The organism is Citrobacter sp. Marseille-Q6884 (assembly GCF_945906775.1).
In the GTDB taxonomy this organism is placed as follows: domain Bacteria; phylum Pseudomonadota; class Gammaproteobacteria; order Enterobacterales; family Enterobacteriaceae; genus Citrobacter.
Window position 1 is genome coordinate 149,209 of the sequence record NZ_CAMDRE010000003.1, and the last position, 18,150, is coordinate 167,358.

Here is an 18,150-nt window from a genome sequence, read left to right on the forward strand (position 1 = left end):
TTGGAGTCATTACCGGAACTGAATTATGGTCGCTATGTTGCAGAACCCAATGACGTGCAGCTGGCGCGCTATTTTCATCTTGATGAGCGAGATCTTGCCTTCATTAACCAGCGACGGGGAAGGCATAACCGGCTGGGAATTGCGCTTCAGCTCACCACCGCCCGTTTTCTGGGCACCTTTCTGACAGATTTAACCCGGGTTCTGCCGGGTGTTCAGCAATTTGTCGCGGTGCAGCTTAATATCCGCCGTCCGGAAGTCCTTTCCCGCTACGCAGAACGGGATACCACCCTCAGAGAGCATACTGCGCTGATTAAGGAATATTACGGTTACCATGAATTTGGCGATTTCCCCTGGTCTTTCCGCCTGAAGCGCCTGCTATACACCCGTGCATGGCTCAGTAATGAGCGACCCGGCCTGATGTTTGATTTTGCCACCGCCTGGTTGCTTCAGAATAAGGTCCTGCTGCCCGGAGCAACCACACTTGTACGTCTCGTCAGTGAAATACGTGAACGGGCAAATCAGCAACTTTGGAAGAAACTGGCCGCGTTGCCGGACAGCTGGCAGACCGCCCGCGTGACTGAGCTGCTGGACATTCCTGAGGGGCAGCGAATTTCACCGCTGGAGCAACTGAAAAAGGGACCTGTCACCGTCAGCGGTCCGGCATTTACCGAAGCGCTGGAGCGGTATATCCGGCTGCGAAACCTGGAGTTTTCCCGACTGAGTTTTACCGGTCTGCCCGCTATACAACTACGTAATCTGGCCCGTTACGCAGGCATGGCGTCGGTAAAATATATCGCGCGAATGCCACAGCAGAGAAAGCTGGCCGTACTCACCGCATTCGTTAAAGCACAGGAGACTGCGGCGCTGGATGAAGCCGTTGATGTGCTCGATATGCTTATACTGGATATCACTCGTGCGGCGAAGAAAACGGGGCAGAAAAAACGGCTCAGGACGCTGAAAGATCTTGACCGTGCTGCGCTACTGCTGGCGCAGGCATGTTCATTGTTGCTAGCTGAGCAGGCTGACGATGCTGAACTGAGGGAGACCATATTCAGCAGCATACCGAAAAGTAGGCTGGCAGAATCCGTCAGCAAGGTAAATGAGCTGGCCCGGCCTCAGAACAACAATTTCCATGACGAAATGGTGGAACAGTACGGGCGGGTAAAGCGTTTTCTTCCGGCGGTATTGCGCGACCTGCATTTCCAGGCAGCGCCAGCCGGAGAACATACGCTGTCCGCCATTCATTATCTGACCGAACTGAACGGCTCGAAAAAGCGCATCCTGGACGATGCGCCTGAACATATTATTACCGGCCCCTGGAAACGCCTGGTATACGATGCGGAGGGCCGGATACAGCGTGCCGGTTACTCGCTTTGTCTGCTGGAGCGCCTTCAGGATGCACTACGCCGACGGGACATCTGGCTCGAAAACAGCGATCGCTGGGGAAATCCCCGCGAGAAGCTGTTGCAGGGGGAAGAATGGCAGGTTCAGCGGGTCCCCATCTGTCGGGCGCTGGGACATCCCACTGATGGACATAAAGGCGTGCAACAGCTGGCGGTCCAACTGGATAAAACCTGGAAAGCCGTCGCATCTCGCTTTGAAGGAAATGCGGAGGTTAATATCTGCCATGACGGTAAATATCCTTCCCTGACTATCAGCAGCCTGGAGAAACTGGAGGAGCCACCATCGTTGCATCGTCTCAACAGTCGGGTAAGGCAGCTACTCCCGCCGGTAGATTTGACGGAACTGTTGCTTGAGATAGATGCCAGAACGGGCTTTACACGTGAGTTTACGCATGTCAGTGAATCCGGGGCCCGGGCGCAGGATCTGCACATCAGCCTGTGCGCGGTCCTGATGGCTGAGGCTTGCAATATCGGGCTGGAACCGCTGATAAAGCACAATATACCGGCGCTGACGCGCCACCGGCTCAGTTGGGTGAAACAGAATTACCTCCGGGCAGAAACGCTGGTCAGCGCCAATGTCCGCCTGGTTGATTTTCAGTCCACACTGGAGCTTGCTGGCCGCTGGGGTGGCGGCGAAGTGGCTTCAGCTGACGGCATGCGCTTTGTCACGCCGGTGAAAACCGTCAATTCAGGACCTAACAGAAAATATTTTGGTTCCGGACGTGGCATCACCTGGTACAACTTCGTCTCTGATCAGTATTCTGGATTCCACGGCATCGTTGTTCCCGGCACATTACGTGATTCCATTTTTGTGCTGGAAGGCCTTCTGGAGCAGCAGACAGGGCTGAATCCGGTTGAGATCATGACAGACACAGCCGGTACCAGCGACATTATTTTTGGCCTCTTCTGGCTGCTGGGATACCAGTTTTCTCCTCGGCTTGCCGATGCCGGTGAAGCAGTATTCTGGCGGGTGGATAAATCGGCAAATTACGGTGCACTAGACGAACTGGCTCGTGGTTGTGCCGATCTGTCGAAAGCCGAGTATCAGTGGGATGAGATGATGCGAGCCGCCGGTTCGCTGAAACTGGGTACCATTCATGCTTCAGAACTCATTCGCTCTTTGCTGAAAAGCTCGCGCCCATCAGGGTTGGCACAGGCGATCATGGAAGTGGGGCGCGTCAACAAGACGCTGTACCTTCTAAATTATATTGATGATGAAGATTATCGTCGGCGGATCCTGACGCAGCTAAACCGGGGAGAAGGCCGCCATGCTGTGGCGAGGGCGATCTGCTACGGGCAGCGCGGTGAGATCAGAAAGCGCTATCGTGAAGGTCAGGAAGATCAACTGGGTGCACTGGGCCTCGTCACTAACGCAGTGGTACTGTGGAACACACTTTATATGCAGGAAGCCCTGAGCTGGATGCGCAGGAATGGAGAAGAAACCGGGGGTGAAGATATCGTCCGGTTATCCCCACTGATGCACGGGCATATCAATATGCTGGGGCATTATACGTTCACGCTACCGGAGGATATTTTGAAGGGGGAACTGAGAGAATTAAATTTTAATTTAAACAATGAATTACCTTCTTAGCGTACGTTTTCGTTCCATTGGCCCTCAAACCCCTTAATAGAAAAATGGCATGACGTAGGGAAATCCGAGCGCGACCAGGACCAGCGCGGCCACGATCCAGAAAATGAGCTTGTAAGTAGCTCGCACTTGGGGAATCGCGCAGACCTCACCCGGTTTGCAGGCTTGCGCCGGGCGGTAGATGCGCCGCCAGGCGAAAAACAGCGCGACCAGCGCTGCGCCGATGAAGATCGGGCGATAGGGTTCCAGCACCGTCAGGTTGCCGATCCATGCCCCGCTGAACCCCAAGGCGATCAAAACCAGCGGCCCCAGGCAGCAGGCCGACGCAAGAATGGCGGCCAGCCCACCGGCGAAGAGCGCGCCGCGCCCGTTTTGTGGTTCAGACATACGCTTGTCCTTTCAAATTTGGTTTGGATAGCTTAAGCTTACTTCCGTAGTTATGTACGGAGTCAAGCGATATGCAAATTAATTTTGAGAATCTGACCATTGGCGTTTTTGCCAAGGCGGCCGGGGTCAATGTGGAGACCATCCGGTTCTACCAGCGCAAGGGCCTGCTGCCGGAGCCAGACAAGCCCTATGGCAGCATTCGCCGCTATGGCGAGGCGGATGTAACACGAGTGCGGTTCGTGAAATCGGCCCAGCGGCTGGGCTTTAGCCTGGACGAAATCGCCGAGCTACTGCGGCTGGAGGATGGCACCCATTGCGAGGAAGCCAGCGGCCTGGCCGAGCACAAGCTCAAGGATGTGCGCGAGAAGATGGCCGACTTGGCACGCATGGAGGCCGTGCTGTCTGAACTGGTGTGCGCCTGCCACGCGCGGAAAGGGAACGTTTCCTGCCCGCTGATTGCGTCACTGCAAGACGGAACGAAGCTCGCTGCATCGGCGCGGGGGAGTCACGGGGTGACTACGCCTTAGCGTGCTTTATTTTCCGAATTCTGAGACGACCCCAGGTAGCAGAGCTGCACCGCGAAGCCCAGCCGATTGGCCGGGCCGCGCCGCTGCCGGATGATGGAGAGGTCGCTTTCGCTGAACGTGTAGTGACGGATCAACTCATCCTTGGTGTCCGGCAACGCCAGCAGGCTTTCGCGCTCGGCGGCGGAGAGGATCGAACGGCGGGGCATGCGGTTTCCTTCTTCTTGAAAACGTAGGTTTGTGACAAGCCCGCCAAGGCAACCGGCGCGGCACGGGAATCAAGGCATTGCGATTCTCGAAAATAGTTCTTGAAATTCTATTCTTGATTGCATATCATCTCAACGAGTTTCGATAAGAAAGGATGCGCATGCGACCGTCTGTTGTGCTTGACATGAAGCGAAGCGCAGTGCGTGAAGCGGTAGGCCGCTTTCGCGCCGCGAACCCGCGCGTCTTCGGCTCGGTGCTGCATGGCACCGACCGGGATGGCAGCGACCTCGACCTGTTGGTCGATGCGCTGCCCGGTGCCACGTTGTTGGACTTGGGCGATTTGGAAGAAGAACTGAAATCGCTGCTCGGCGTTGACGTCGATCTGCTGACTCCCGGCGACCTGCCGCCGAAGTTCCGGGCCAAGGTGCTCGCGGAGGCGCAACCGATATGAGCGAGAACCGCCTGCCCGATTACCTCGACCACATTCAGCAGGCCGCAACCGATGCGCGCAGCTTCGTGGAAGGGATGGCCAAGGACGACTTCTTGGCCGACAAGCGCACCCAGCAGGCCGTCATCATGAGCCTGATCGTCATCGGCGAGGCGGCCACAAAGGTGATGGATGGCTACGTCGAGTTCACCCAGGCGCATGCCGACGTGCCGTGGCGCAGCATGCGCAATATGCGTAATCGCATGGCTCACGGCTATTTCGACATCAACCTCGATGTGGTGTGGGAGACGGTACAGGAATGGCTGCCGGCGTTGCTCCAGCAATTGCCCGCCGTGCGTCAGGATGCCGACGATGAAGACCGTAACGACAACTGTGAAAGAGGGATCTCCGATGACTGTTGAATCGAGAATATTTTCTGTAGCCGAGTATGTTCAGCCGTCCGAAGGCGAGCCTATTCGTTCCGTTGTGCTTGAAACCCGAGACTCAATTATCGTGGTTTGGCATGTCCATCCCGGGCAGGAAATTGCGGCTCACATTCATCCTCACGGCCAAGACACGTGGACTGTTTTGTCGGGAATGGCTGATTACTTTCAGGGCAATGGGATTGTTCGTGCCCTCAGGGAAGGTGAGATAGCCGTGGCAAGACCGGGCCAAGTGCACGGGGCGCGAAATACAGGTACCGAGCCATTTGTGTTAGTCTCGGTTGTGGCATCAGCCAATGCCGGTTTCGTATTGGCTGAGCGATAGAGCCCAATCTCTGGAGTTGGTCCAATGAGCGGTCGGGGAGATAGGTAACAGACATGCAGCGGACACGGCTGCTAAACCAGGTCGCAAACCTCCTTGCGTCGCAGCGTGCCGCAAGCGACGCGATCAATCGAATGGGGTCGGCATGAGACTGAACACCATCCAGTTCCCGACCGCGTAGCCGCCTGTCCTGCCGATCAGGTCTTGACCATCGACGCCTGGGATCAGTCCTGAATGTTCTTGGAGACCACTACGTTATGAGCCGCAGCCGCCGCAAAACACCCATCGTCGGGCACACGACCTGCGGCAGCGAGCGCGAGGACAAGAAGCTCTGGCATCAGCGCTGGCGCACCCGTGAGCGCACGGCGCTGACCAGCGCGTCGCCCGAAGCCCTGAGCGCCCATCTGCCCCTGCTGGAAAACCAGGCCAGCAGCGTCTGGTCGATGGGCAAGGATGGCCGCTCCTACTGGCCCGTCAAGCGCCAGGCCGCCACGGCGGATCGCATCGCCAATCACAAGGGACGCAACCCGCAAGAACGCGCCTCCCTGAAAAAGCGCCTGCTTACACTGTGATTCCTTCAAAATATCTAAACGAAATTTCCCGACACCTGTTTAAGCTATCTTGCTGATATTTCTGTTTTTCGATTTTTGCCGGCGCGATGCCGGCGACGTTGGCCAGCTGCCCCGGGCGCGATACTGAGATCAGTTTCTTTGAACAAAAAAACCGCCTTTTGGCGGTCAGTATTCAGTAGCTGGAACGGTAGTCTCTCCCCCGATTCCAGCGGTCTTGCCAGTGTTCGAGGAATGATTCAGCGAGCTTAGGCATGTTCCAGATCACCACCGCATTCTCCGAGTTTTTCGTTTCGGCCGCTTTGGTGAAATTAAAGCTGCCAGTTTCAACGGTCACATTATCCACGATGATCACCTTGTCATGCTGGATAGGGAAATCACTGTCAGTACGCAAAGGGATGCCGCTGTTCGCTATGTAGTTCATGGCCGCAATGCTGGCGCGCCCCGTATTGCCCCTTTCATCAATTACGATTTTCACATCAACTCCCCGTTTTTTGGCTGCTACCAGTGCTTTCATAATATCCGGGGCGGTAAAAGAATAAGCCATCATCCGTATCGAGGTTTTTGCGGAGTCAATGGCGCTCAGGACGAGAACGCGGGCGCTTCCTTCAGGCGAGTAGCCAACCTGAACGGATGGTTCCACCGCAAAGGCGGGCAGGGCGGCTGTCGTAAATGCTGCGGCCAGAAGCCAGGTTGCTAAGTTTTTCATTACAGGCTCCCGTTCACACACTGCATTTTATATTCAGGGTCAAAATAAATTTCTTTGATTTTCCGCTTTTCCATATGCACCACAACGTCAATGGTGGAGTAGAGCATTCGCATAATATCGCTCATATCGAGCATACGGCCGATAGGGGTCGCCTTGATAAGCAGCCCAATACGGTTAAAGGCATCGCGCGCAGAGTTAGCGTGCGTTGACATAACACCGCCTGGATGGCCGGTATTAAGTGCTTTAAGATAATCCCACGCAGCATCATCCCTAAGCTCAGTCATGATGATACGGCCCGGTGTCAGACGCATACAGGCTCGCAGGGCATCAGTGGCGCTGACGCGGCCGATCTTTCCTGCATCGCCGTACATCATATAAACGGCTTCTACAACGTGATCGACCGTGACTTCGTGAACGTCCTCTAAAATAATTACACGCTCGTCTTTATGTAGCGATTTTAACAGCGCGCGCGTGAGTACCGTTTTCCCCGACCCGGTTTCACCGCAGATCACGATAGTGCGTTTCTTCTCAACGGCGGTTTGCAGGAATGCGGGCCATTTTTCGCTGCTGTGCAGCTCTTTAAGGAAAAAATCATCATCCGTTAGGCTTTGCTTGCTGCCGGTAATCTTCCGGCAGTCACGGGGTTTGAAGGCCAATGGAACGAAAACGTACGTTAAGAATGTAATTTATTGATATTCATAAAAATAAAAAAAGGATCGCTGATTGATCCTTTTGTTTTGCTATTTGAATTTCGATAAACATTAACCACGAGAATGCAGTAGCTCGGCTATCTCATGAGCAATTTCATCGATTGTATGAGTTGCAGTACTACGAGCAACTTTGTCTGCTAATGATGGACTAAAATCGACAACTTCTTGTTTTGTAATATTATGCCATATGGGAAGCAATATTTGCTCACCAGAAATAGCACGAGTGACGATTCCATCAAGTTCATAATTTGTCCAACCTTTGCTTATAAACGCCGGAGACAAAACTACTAACCCAACACGACTGTTTGCTAAACCTTTGTCTATTTTTTGTCTCAGGCTGTCACCAATTCTTAACGTCATTTCGTCATACCATACATTAAGGCCGTGTAGATTCAATTGGTCAACGCAACAGTTATGTGAAAACATGGGGTTGCGGAGGTTTTTTGAATGAGACGAACATTTACAGCAGAGGAAAAAGCCTCTGTTTTTGAACTATGGAAGAACGGAACAGGCTTCAGTGAAATAGCGAATATCCTGGGTTCAAAACCCGGAACGATCTTCACTATGTTAAGGGATACTGGCGGCATAAAACCCCATGAGCGTAAGCGGGCTGTAGCTCACCTGACACTGTCTGAGCGCGAGGAGATACGAGCTGGTTTGTCAGCCAAAATGAGCATTCGTGCGATAGCTACTGCGCTGAATCGCAGTCCTTCGACGATCTCACGTGAAGTTCAGCGTAATCGGGGCAGACGCTATTACAAAGCTGTTGATGCTAATAACCGAGCCAACAGAATGGCGAAAAGGCCAAAACCGTGCTTACTGGATCAAAATTTACCATTGCGAAAGCTTGTTCTGGAAAAGCTGGAGATGAAATGGTCTCCAGAGCAAATATCAGGATGGTTAAGGCGAACAAAACCACGTCAAAAAACGCTGCGAATATCACCTGAGACAATTTATAAAACGCTGTACTTTCGTAGCCGTGAAGCGCTACACCACCTGAATATACAGCATCTGCGACGGTCGCATAGCCTTCGCCATGGCAGGCGTCATACCCGCAAAGGCGAAAGAGGTACGATTAACATAGTGAACGGAACACCAATTCACGAACGTTCCCGAAATATCGATAACAGACGCTCTCTGGGGCATTGGGAGGGCGATTTAGTCTCAGGTACAAAAAACTCTCATATAGCCACACTTGTAGACCGAAAATCACGTTATACGATCATCCTTAGACTCAGGGGCAAAGATTCTGTCTCAGTAAATCAGGCTCTTACCGACAAATTCCTGAGTTTACCGTCAGAACTCAGAAAATCACTGACATGGGACAGAGGAATGGAACTGGCCAGACATCTAGAATTTACTGTCAGCACCGGCGTTAAAGTTTACTTCTGCGATCCTCAGAGTCCTTGGCAGCGGGGAACAAATGAGAACACAAATGGGCTAATTCGGCAGTACTTTCCTAAAAAGACATGTCTTGCCCAATATACTCAACATGAACTAGATCTGGTTGCTGCTCAGCTAAACAACAGACCGAGAAAGACACTGAAGTTCAAAACACCGAAAGAGATAATTGAAAGGGGTGTTGCATTGACAGATTGAATCTACAGCGGCTTTTTTTAATATGTCCCGTTCGTCTGTAACCCGCTTCAGCTCTTTCTGGAGACGGCGGATCTCGGCCTGAGCATCTGACTGTTCTTTATTAATGGAAGGATCCGGACCGTACATCTTTATCCAGGCGTAAAGGCTGTGGGTGGTGATATCGAGACGTGTTGCAACGCTGGCAACAGAATAACCGCGATCAACAACCTGTTTGACTGCTTCAGTTTTAAACTCTTCGGGATAACGCTTACCGCTCATGGGCACCTCTCTTTAAGCCATCTTAAATGACTCTGAGGTGTCTGTTAAACCCGTGGCGATTCAAGAGAAAGAACATTCTGAATTCATCCGCCAGTTCATCCGGGAACGGCTCTGGCAGGCAGTGCCCGCAGTCATACATGACCGACCTGATAACGTCTGGCCTTCTTCGCTCAGTAACGTTTTGTGTCCAGGACGTCAGTCTTCACAGCTGTCAAATCAACGCTATTTCATAAGGCGGCTCACGTTTTTATGTCATGAGCCGCGCTTTTCCGGCTGGAACGTTCCACCCACTCGGTCACTGTGATTTAATATGCTAAACCGGTTTAATTAAGTTTAGCTTTGGAGGGTTTTAGCATGAATGCAAAAGTTTGGGTTCTGGGCGACGCGGTGGTGGACCTGCTGCCGGAGAGCGAAGGGCGCCTGCTGCAGTGCCCTGGAGGCGCGCCGGCTAACGTGGCGGTAGGGGTTGCCCGCCTTGGCGGCAACAGCGGATTTATCGGCCGCGTCGGCGGTGACCCGTTTGGCCGCTACATGCGTCATACCCTGCAACAGGAGCAGGTCGACGTCAGCCATATGTATCTCGACGATCAGCACCGCACGTCCACTGTGGTCGTCGACCTTGACGACCAGGGGGAACGCACCTTTACCTTTATGGTACGCCCCAGCGCGGACCTGTTCCTGGTTGAAGAAGACCTGCCACAGTTTGCCGCCGGACAGTGGTTGCACGTCTGCTCCATCGCGCTCAGCGCCGAGCCCAGCCGTAGCACTACCTTCGCGGCGATGGAGAGCATCAGGTCTGCCGGCGGTCGGGTCAGCTTTGACCCTAATATTCGTCCCGATCTCTGGCAGGATCAGGCTTTGCTGCTAGCCTGCCTCGATCGCGCTTTGCACATGGCCAACGTGGTAAAGCTATCGGAAGAGGAGCTGGTCTTCATCAGCAGCAGTAATGATTTAGCATACGGAATCGCCAGCGTAACGGAGCGCTATCAGCCAGAATTGCTACTGGTGACCCGGGGCAAAGCGGGGGTGCTTGCCGCGTTTCAGCAGAAGTTTACCCATTTCAACGCCCGGCCTGTGGCCAGCGTGGACACCACCGGCGCGGGAGACGCATTTGTCGCCGGACTGCTCGCCAGCCTTGCGGCTAACGGGATGCCAACGGACATGACCGCACTGGAACCGACACTCACGCTTGCACAGACCTGCGGCGCCCTGGCCACCACAGCCAAAGGTGCGATGACCGCCTTGCCTTATCAGCGCGATCTCAACCGTCAGTTTTAATCCTTAAAGCCGCTTTGCGCGGCTCACTTTGTTGCATGCATCACATTTATTAAACCGGTTTAGCATATTTGTTTTAAGAAAAACAAAGGTCGGGCTTAACATAGCGCCTAAACCGGTTTAGCAAAAATTATAATTTTCCATTTTTACTTTTGGGATGCCAACAGCATGTACAGAAAAAGCACACTTGCGATGCTTATCGCTTTGCTAACCAGCGCTGCCTCAGCCCATGCGCAAACGGATATAAGCACCATTGAAGCCCGACTCAACGCGCTGGAAAAACGCCTGCAGGAGGCAGAAAACAGGGCGCAAACGGCGGAAAACCGCGCCGGGGCGGCGGAGAAAAAAGTTCAGCAACTCACCGCGCAGCAGCAAAAAAACCAGAACTCGACTCAGGAAGTGGCTCAGCGTACCGCCAGACTTGAGAAAAAAGCCGATGACAAAAGCGGATTTGAGTTTCACGGTTACGCCCGCTCCGGCGTGATAATGAATGATTCCGGCGCCAGCACCAAATCCGGAGCCTACATAACGCCGGCAGGTGAAACCGGCGGAGCTATCGGCCGTCTGGGAAACCAGGCCGATACCTATGTTGAAATGAATCTTGAACATAAGCAGACCCTGGATAATGGGGCCACGACCCGCTTTAAGGTGATGGTCGCCGACGGGCAAACCTCTTATAACGACTGGACTGCAAGCACCAGCGATCTGAACGTTCGTCAGGCCTTTGTCGAATTGGGTAACCTGCCGACGTTCGCTGGGCCATTTAAGGGCTCCACCCTGTGGGCCGGGAAACGTTTCGACCGCGACAATTTCGATATTCACTGGATTGACTCTGATGTCGTGTTCCTCGCCGGTACCGGTGGTGGTATCTATGACGTGAAGTGGAACGACGGCCTGCGGAGTAATTTCTCCCTGTACGGGCGTAACTTCGGCGACATTGATGATTCCAGCAACAGCGTGCAGAACTATATCCTCACCATGAATCACTTCGCAGGTCCGCTGCAGATGATGGTCAGCGGTCTGCGGGCGAAGGATAACGACGAGCGTAAAGATAGCAACGGCAATCTGGTAAAAGGCGATGCGGCAAACACCGGCGTGCATGCGCTGCTCGGCCTGCATAACGACAGTTTCTACGGCCTGCGCGACGGTAGCAGTAAAACCGCTCTGCTTTATGGTCATGGTCTGGGCGCAGAGGTTAAAGGTATCGGATCTGATGGCGCACTTCGTCCGGGAGCCGACACATGGCGCATTGCCAGTTACGGCACCACGCCGCTCAGCGAAAACTGGTCTGTTGCCCCGGCAATGCTGGCGCAACGCAGTAAAGACCGCTATGCCGATGGCGACAGCTATCAGTGGGCAACATTCAACCTGCGTCTGATTCAGGCAATCAATCAGAATTTCGCTCTCGCCTACGAAGGCAGCTACCAGTACATGGATCTTAAACCCGAAGGTTATAACGATCGTCAGGCGGTGAACGGTAGCTTCTACAAGCTCACCTTCGCCCCGACATTTAAGGTCGGCAGTATCGGTGATTTCTTCAGTCGCCCGGAGATTCGTTTCTATACCTCCTGGATGGACTGGAGCAAAAAACTGAATAATTACGCCAGCGACGACGCCCTGGGCAGTGACGGTTTTAACTCGGGCGGCGAATGGTCTTTCGGTGTGCAGATGGAAACCTGGTTCTGACGGCTTACGCCTGATGACAGGAATAGCCGGGGGTCAGAGCATCTTTGTCACCCCGGACTCAACTAAGACGCAGAAAAAGCGCTCCCGTGAACGCGGGACGACAACATAAAAATGTTTAAGCCTTAAGAGGGTACTATGGATTTTGAACAGATTTCCTGCTCGCTGCTTCCGCTTCTTGGAGGCAAAGAAAATATCGCCAGCGCCGCGCACTGCGCCACGCGCCTGCGCCTGGTGCTGGTCGATGATTCGCTGGCCGACCAGCAGGCCATCGGCAAAGTTGAAGGGGTGAAGGGCTGTTTTCGTAATGCCGGACAGATGCAGATTATTTTCGGCACCGGGGTGGTAAATAAGGTCTACGCTGCCTTTACTCAGGCGGCGGGTATTAGCGAATCCAGCAAATCGGAAGCCGCCGACATCGCGGCAAAAAAGCTCAATCCGTTCCAGCGCATCGCCCGCCTGCTATCAAACATCTTCGTGCCGATAATCCCTGCCATCGTCGCCTCTGGTCTGCTGATGGGCCTGCTGGGAATGGTCAAAACATACGGCTGGGTTGACCCGGGCAACGCCATCTACATCATGCTGGATATGTGCAGCTCGGCGGCATTTATCATTCTGCCGATTCTGATTGGCTTTACCGCCGCCCGCGAATTCGGCGGTAATCCTTATCTCGGCGCGACGCTTGGCGGCATTCTGACTCATCCAGCGCTGACTAACGCCTGGGGCGTGGCCGCGGGTTTCCACACCATGAACTTTTTCGGCTTCGAAATTGCCATGATCGGCTATCAGGGTACGGTGTTCCCGGTACTGCTGGCAGTATGGTTTATGAGCATCGTTGAGAAGCAGTTGCGTCGCGCAATCCCCGATGCCCTGGATTTGATCCTGACGCCGTTCCTGACGGTGATTATATCCGGTTTTATCGCCCTGTTGATTATCGGCCCGGCCGGTCGCGCACTGGGCGACGGTATCTCGTTTGTCCTCAGCACCCTGATTAGCCACGCCGGCTGGCTCGCCGGGTTACTGTTTGGCGGTCTCTATTCAGTTATCGTCATTACCGGTATTCATCACAGCTTCCATGCGGTTGAAGCCGGGTTGCTGGGCAATCCCTCCATCGGCGTCAACTTCCTGCTGCCGATTTGGGCGATGGCCAACGTCGCTCAGGGCGGAGCCTGTCTGGCGGTGTGGTTCAAAACCAAAGATGCAAAAATTAAAGCCATTACTCTGCCCTCGGCGTTTTCCGCCATGCTGGGCATCACCGAGGCGGCGATTTTTGGTATTAACCTGCGCTTTGTGAAGCCATTTATTGCGGCGCTGATTGGTGGTGCGGCGGGCGGCGCATGGGTGGTATCTGTACACGTCTACATGACCGCGGTCGGCTTGACAGCGATCCCCGGCATGGCCATCGTGCAGGCCAGTTCGCTGTTGAACTACATTATCGGGATGGTTATCGCCTTTGGCGTCGCCTTTACGGTCTCCCTGGTTTTGAAATACAAAACGGACGCTGAATAATGTCTCTTCCATCACGACTGCCTGCGATTTTGCAGGCCGTAATGCAGGGCCAGCCGCGCGCGCTGGCCGATAGCCACTATCCGCGCTGGCACCATGCGCCGGTCACCGGGCTGATGAACGACCCCAACGGCTTTATCGAATTTGCCGGACGCTATCATCTGTTTTATCAGTGGAACCCGCTCGCCTGCGATCATACGTTTAAGTGCTGGGCGCACTGGAGTTCCATCGATCTGCTGCACTGGCAGCATGAGCCCATTGCGCTGATGCCGGACGAAGAGTATGACCGTAACGGCTGCTACTCCGGCAGCGCGGTGGATAACAACGGTACGCTTACCCTGTGCTATACCGGCAACGTGAAGTTTGCCGAGGGAGGGCGAACCGCCTGGCAATGCCTGGCAACGGAAAACGCTGACGGCACCTTCCGCAAAATCGGTCCGGTCCTGCCGCTGCCGGAGGGCTACACCGGCCACGTGCGCGACCCAAAAGTCTGGCGACACGAAGACCTGTGGTACATGGTGCTGGGCGCGCAGGATCGGCAAAAGCGCGGCAAGGTGCTGCTGTTCAGCTCTGCGGATCTCCATCAGTGGACGAGTATGGGTGAAATCGCCGGCCACGGCATCAATGGCCTCGACGACGTCGGCTATATGTGGGAGTGCCCGGATCTTTTTCCACTCGGCGACCAGCATATTCTAATCTGCTGTCCGCAGGGGATTGCCCGTGAGGAAGAGTGCTACCTGAACACCTACCCGGCAGTATGGATGGCGGGCGAGTTTGATTACGCTGCTGGCGCTTTCAGACACGGCGAACTGCACGAACTGGACGCCGGGTTTGAGTTCTACGCCCCGCAAACCATGCTTACCAGTGATGGCCGTCGTCTGCTGGTCGGCTGGATGGGCGTGCCGGAGGGCGAAGAGATGCTTCAGCCGACCCTGAACAACGGCTGGATCCATCAGATGACCTGCCTGCGTGAGCTGGAGTTTATCAACGGTCAGCTCTATCAGCGTCCGCTACGGGAACTGAGCGCCCTGCGCGGTGAAGCGAACGGCTGGTCGGGGAACGCCCTGCCGCTGGCACCGATGGAAATCGATTTGCAAACCCGCGGGGGCGATATGTTGAGCCTCGATTTTGGCGGCGTATTAACCCTTGAGTGCGATGCCAGCGGACTCCGCCTGGCCCGACGCAGTCTCGCCAGTGACGAGATGCATTATCGTTACTGGCGCGGAAACGTCCGCTCGCTGCGTGTTTTCATCGACCAGTCGAGCGTGGAGATTTTCATAAACGGCGGTGAAGGGGTGATGAGCAGCCGCTACTTCCCGGCCTGCTCCGGTCAGCTAACATTCTCCGGCATCACGCCGGACGCATTCTGCTACTGGCCGCTGCGAACTTGCATGGTAGAATAAGCGTTTTGCTTCAGGCTCATGGCGTCGTAATGAAAACCAAACGCGTAACCATTAAAGATATAGCCGAACAGGCTGGCGTCTCCAAAGCGACCGCCAGCTTGGTACTGAATGGTCGTGGCAAGGAGCTGCGCGTGGCGCAGGAAACGCGTGAGCGCGTACTGTCGATTGCCCGTAAGCATCACTATCAGCCAAGCATTCATGCCCGCTCGCTGCGCAACAACCGCAGCCACACCATCGGGCTGGTGGTGCCGGAGATCACCAACCACGGCTTTGCGGTCTTTGCCCATGAGCTGGAGATGCTGTGCCGCGAGGCGGGCGTCCAGCTGTTGATCTCTTGTACTGATGAAAACCCCGGTCAGGAGAGCGTGGTGGTCAATAATATGATTGCCCGCCAGGTCGACGGGATGATCGTCGCTTCCTGTATGCACAACGATGCCGACTATCTCAAACTCAGCCAACAGCTGCCAGTGGTGCTGTTTGACCGGTGCCCCAATGAAAGCGCGCTGCCGCTGGTAATGACCGATTCGATTACCCCAACGGCGGAACTGATTTCCCGCATCGCGCCTCAGCATAGCGATGAGTTCTGGTTTTTAGGCGGTCAGGCGCGTCTGTCGCCCTCCCGCGATCGTCTGACCGGGTTCACGCAGGGTTTGGCTCAGGCGGGTATTGCCCTGCGTCCGGAATGGGTGATCAACGGCAATTACCACCCCAGCTCCGGCTATGAGATGTTTGCCGCACTCTGCGCGCGCCTTGGGCGGCCGCCTAAGGCGCTATTCACCGCCGCCTGCGGGCTGCTCGAAGGGGTTCTGCGCTATATGAGCCAGCACCATTTACTCGATTCCGATATTCATCTGACGAGCTTTGACGATCACTATCTTTATGATTCGCTGTCGCTGCGTATCGACACTGTCCAGCAGGATAATCGCCAGCTGGCCTGGCACTGCTACGATCTGATAAGCCAGCTGATCGAGGGCGATACGCCCGAAACGCTACAACGCTACCTGCCCGCAACGCTGCAGTTTCGGCATCAGTAATAACTGAGTATTTTTGAATAGCGACGCTGGATGCCGATTGGTCTGAACGGCCCGGCGATCGCCGGGCATACCATTGGCGCCGGCATCGTGCTGGTAACGACCATATTAGGGCGTTTGAGCAGTTGCCTGGCCTCACGCAGGGAGACTGGATTAACTGACCGCTGACAAAATGCCTGACAATGACAGTCCGTTTTGTGCCAGATATAGTCATTCACACCCTGAGAGTTACACTTTTAAGTGATTCAGGGTATGCGCTTATTGGTTACGAATATTGTGCCAGAATCATGTGATTCGATGATTGCCGCTTTGCTTTCGAGCCAGTAAGTGCTCCACGTTCGCTAACGAATACTCAGGGCATGCAGAAAAACTGCTGACTATATTTCTTTCGAAGAGCGTGGAATGCATACCAATCCCCGATAAAAAGGAGTTGGTGATGACTGCGAAAGATCAGTTTGCTGCTCATGTTGGTTTGGACTGGGCGGATAAAAAACACGATGTCTGCGTTCAGTTTAAAAACGGTGATCGCATATTCCATGTGATTGAACATACGCCTGAGGCACTTGATATCTGGCTCAATGAGTTACACCAGAGGGCGAAAGGCAGGATTGCTATTGCCGTTGAGCTGAAGAAAGGCCCGGTGGTGTATGCACTCCAGAAGTACCCATTTGTCACAGTTTTTCCAGTACACGCGTTGTCACTGGCCCGCTACCGACAGGCTTTCTGGCCCAGCGGCGCGAAGGATGATCCGCAGGATGCTGAGCTGGCATTAGACCTGATGCTACGTTATCCCCACAAGATAAAAGCCATTGAAGCCGACAATCCGGATATCCGATTACTCCAGCAATTAGTTGAGCAGCGCCGACTGCTGGTCGAAGACAAGCGTCGCTTTGTTAATCGGCTCATCAATACGCTTAAGCAGTATTACCCTCAGCCCCTGGGGTAATGCTGCCAACTTACTGATTTAGTGTATGATGGTGATTTTAAGGTGCTTGCGTGGCTTCCATTTCCATCAGATGTCCTTCCTGCTCCGCTACTGAAGGCGTAGTGCGTAACGGCAAAAGCACTGCCGGACATCAGCGCTATCTCTGCTCTCATTGCCGTAAAACATGGCAACTACAGTTCACTTACACCGCCTCTCAGCCCGGTACGCACCAGAAAATCATTGATATGGCCATGAATGGCGTCGGATGTCGCGCCAGTGCACGCATTATGGGCGTTGGCCTCAACACGGTTTTACGGGCACTGTTGCAAAGTTAGCGATGAGGCAGCCTTTTGTCTTATTCAAAGGCCTTACATTTCAAAAACTCTGCTTACCAGGCGCATTTCGCCCAGGGGATCACCATAATAAAATGCTGAGGCCTGGCCTTTGCGTAGTGCACGCATCACCTCAATACCTTTGATGGTGGCATAAGCCGTCTTCATGGATTTAAATCCCAGCGTGGCGCCGATTATCCGTTTCAGTTTGCCATGATCGCATTCAATCACGTTGTTCCGGTACTTAATCTGTCGGTGTTCAACGTCAGACGGGCACCGGCCTTCGCGTTTGAGCAGAGCAAGCGCGCGACCATAGGCGGGCGCTTTATCCGTGTTGATGAATCGCGGGATCTGCCACTTCTTCACGTTGTTGAGGATTTTACCCAGAAACCGGTATGCAGCTTTGCTGTTACGACGGGAGGAGAGATAAAAATCGACAGTGCGGCCCCGGCTGTCGACGGCCCGGTACAGATACGCCCAGCGGCCATTGACCTTCACGTAGGTTTCATCCATGTGCCACGGGCAAAGATCGGAAGGGTTACGCCAGTACCAGCGCAGCCGTTTTTCCATTTCAGGCGCATAACGCTGAACCCAGCGGTAAATCGTGGAGTGATCGACATTCACTCCGCGTTCAGCCAGCATCTCCTGCAGCTCACGGTAACTGATGCCGTATTTGCAGTACCAGCGTACGGCCCACAGAATGATGTCACGCTGAAAATGCCGGCCTTTGAATGGGTTCATGTGCAGCTCCATCAGCAAAAGGGGATGATAAGTTTATCACCACCGACTATTTGCAACAGTGCCGGTCCAGGCACCTCCTGAGAAAAAAGTAACTTTTTCGTGATTGTG

At 54.2% G+C, this 18,150-nt stretch carries 16 protein-coding genes and 5 pseudogenes; 14 read left to right on the forward strand and 7 right to left on the reverse strand.

The features are described from left to right. Entirely contained in the window at positions 1 to 2,994 is a 2,994-nt protein-coding gene (locus N7268_RS24245) for a Tn3 family transposase (protein ID WP_247754226.1), read from the forward strand. A gap of 33 nt (positions 2,995 to 3,027) precedes the next feature. On the opposite strand, the gene N7268_RS24250 is transcribed toward N7268_RS24245, so the two are convergent. Next, entirely contained in the window at positions 3,028 to 3,378 is a 351-nt protein-coding gene (locus N7268_RS24250) for a mercuric transport protein MerT (RefSeq protein WP_001294660.1), read from the reverse strand. A 71-nt stretch (positions 3,379 to 3,449) separates the two neighbouring features. Between N7268_RS24250 and merR the strand changes: the two genes are divergently transcribed. After that, positions 3,450 to 3,905, forward strand: coding sequence for an Hg(II)-responsive transcriptional regulator (merR, locus tag N7268_RS24255; protein ID WP_001166628.1), 456 nt, complete (start codon positions 3,450 to 3,452; stop codon positions 3,903 to 3,905). A 32-nt stretch (positions 3,906 to 3,937) separates the two neighbouring features. Here merR and N7268_RS24260 read toward each other — a convergent pair. After that, positions 3,938 to 4,111: pseudogene (locus N7268_RS24260) on the reverse strand (DUF4158 domain-containing protein); the annotation flags it as partial. A gap of 158 nt (positions 4,112 to 4,269) precedes the next feature. Between N7268_RS24260 and N7268_RS24265 the strand changes: the two are divergent. The 4 genes from N7268_RS24265 to N7268_RS24280 all read left to right on the forward strand — a co-directional run bounded on the left by N7268_RS24265 (position 4,270) and on the right by N7268_RS24280 (position 5,873). Further along, a complete protein-coding gene (locus N7268_RS24265; RefSeq protein WP_001247892.1) occupies positions 4,270 to 4,560 on the forward strand; it encodes a nucleotidyltransferase family protein in 291 nt (96 codons plus the stop codon). After that, positions 4,557 to 4,958: a DUF86 domain-containing protein gene (locus tag N7268_RS24270; RefSeq protein ID WP_001293886.1), complete on the forward strand. Its 402-nt coding sequence runs from the start codon at positions 4,557 to 4,559 to the stop codon at positions 4,956 to 4,958. The genes N7268_RS24265 and N7268_RS24270 overlap by 4 nt, the downstream gene beginning before the upstream one ends. After that, on the forward strand, positions 4,948 to 5,304 hold the full coding sequence (locus tag N7268_RS24275) for a cupin domain-containing protein (protein WP_000215515.1): 357 nt from the start codon (positions 4,948 to 4,950) through the stop codon (positions 5,302 to 5,304). The genes N7268_RS24270 and N7268_RS24275 overlap by 11 nt, the downstream gene beginning before the upstream one ends. A 254-nt stretch (positions 5,305 to 5,558) precedes the next feature. Then, positions 5,559 to 5,873: a hypothetical protein gene (locus tag N7268_RS24280; RefSeq protein ID WP_000091613.1), complete on the forward strand. Its 315-nt coding sequence runs from the start codon at positions 5,559 to 5,561 to the stop codon at positions 5,871 to 5,873. A gap of 172 nt (positions 5,874 to 6,045) precedes the next feature. Here the strand turns inward: N7268_RS24280 and N7268_RS24285 are convergent, their stop codons facing one another. The 3 genes and pseudogenes from N7268_RS24285 to N7268_RS24295 all read right to left on the reverse strand — a co-directional run bounded on the left by N7268_RS24285 (position 6,046) and on the right by N7268_RS24295 (position 7,715). Further along, entirely contained in the window at positions 6,046 to 6,579 is a 534-nt protein-coding gene (locus N7268_RS24285) for a phospholipase D family protein (RefSeq protein ID WP_000792636.1), read from the reverse strand. Beyond that, a pseudogene (locus N7268_RS24290) lies at positions 6,579 to 7,217 on the reverse strand (CpaF/VirB11 family protein); the annotation flags it as partial. The pseudogene N7268_RS24290 and the gene N7268_RS24285, both read right to left, overlap by 1 nt. A 123-nt stretch (positions 7,218 to 7,340) precedes the next feature. Then, positions 7,341 to 7,715 carry a toll/interleukin-1 receptor domain-containing protein gene (locus tag N7268_RS24295; RefSeq protein ID WP_260864723.1) on the reverse strand — a complete coding sequence of 125 codons (375 nt, stop codon included), beginning with the start codon at positions 7,713 to 7,715 and terminating at the stop codon, positions 7,341 to 7,343. Between the two features lie 21 nt (positions 7,716 to 7,736). On the opposite strand from N7268_RS24295, the gene N7268_RS24300 reads away from it, so the two are divergent. Then, positions 7,737 to 8,888, forward strand: coding sequence for an IS30-like element IS30 family transposase (locus tag N7268_RS24300; protein WP_001254932.1), 1,152 nt, complete (start codon positions 7,737 to 7,739; stop codon positions 8,886 to 8,888). Between the two features lie 9 nt (positions 8,889 to 8,897). Here the strand turns inward: N7268_RS24300 and N7268_RS24305 are convergent. After that, positions 8,898 to 9,146: pseudogene (locus N7268_RS24305) on the reverse strand (transposase); the annotation flags it as partial. 354 nt (positions 9,147 to 9,500) lie between these two features. Between N7268_RS24305 and N7268_RS24310 the strand changes: the two are divergent. From N7268_RS24310 to N7268_RS24340, 7 genes and pseudogenes are all read left to right on the forward strand, one after another. Next, on the forward strand, positions 9,501 to 10,424 hold the full coding sequence (locus N7268_RS24310) for an aminoimidazole riboside kinase (protein WP_000992321.1): 924 nt from the start codon (positions 9,501 to 9,503) through the stop codon (positions 10,422 to 10,424). Positions 10,425 to 10,589: 165 nt separating this feature from the next. Then, positions 10,590 to 12,107 carry a carbohydrate porin gene (locus N7268_RS24315; protein WP_001393599.1) on the forward strand — a complete coding sequence of 506 codons (1,518 nt, stop codon included), beginning with the start codon at positions 10,590 to 10,592 and terminating at the stop codon, positions 12,105 to 12,107. Between the two features lie 135 nt (positions 12,108 to 12,242). After that, positions 12,243 to 13,613, forward strand: coding sequence for a sucrose-specific PTS transporter subunit IIBC (locus N7268_RS24320; protein WP_000345203.1), 1,371 nt, complete (start codon positions 12,243 to 12,245; stop codon positions 13,611 to 13,613). Next, on the forward strand, positions 13,613 to 15,013 hold the full coding sequence (locus N7268_RS24325; RefSeq protein WP_000056853.1) for a sucrose-6-phosphate hydrolase: 1,401 nt from the start codon (positions 13,613 to 13,615) through the stop codon (positions 15,011 to 15,013). The genes N7268_RS24320 and N7268_RS24325 overlap by 1 nt, the downstream gene beginning before the upstream one ends. A gap of 29 nt (positions 15,014 to 15,042) precedes the next feature. After that, complete coding sequence (locus tag N7268_RS24330) at positions 15,043 to 16,047, forward strand: LacI family DNA-binding transcriptional regulator (RefSeq protein ID WP_000851062.1); 1,005 nt, start codon at positions 15,043 to 15,045, stop codon at positions 16,045 to 16,047. A 433-nt stretch (positions 16,048 to 16,480) separates the two neighbouring features. After that, positions 16,481 to 16,984 (forward strand): annotated as a pseudogene (locus N7268_RS24335) (IS110 family transposase); the annotation flags it as partial. Between the two features lie 56 nt (positions 16,985 to 17,040). Further along, positions 17,041 to 17,292, forward strand: a pseudogene (locus N7268_RS24340) (IS1-like element transposase); the annotation flags it as partial. 45 nt (positions 17,293 to 17,337) lie between these two features. On the opposite strand, the gene N7268_RS24345 reads toward N7268_RS24340, so the two are convergent. Next, entirely contained in the window at positions 17,338 to 18,042 is a 705-nt protein-coding gene (locus N7268_RS24345) for an IS6-like element IS26 family transposase (RefSeq protein ID WP_001067855.1), read from the reverse strand. Positions 18,043 to 18,150: the final 108 nt, after the last annotated feature.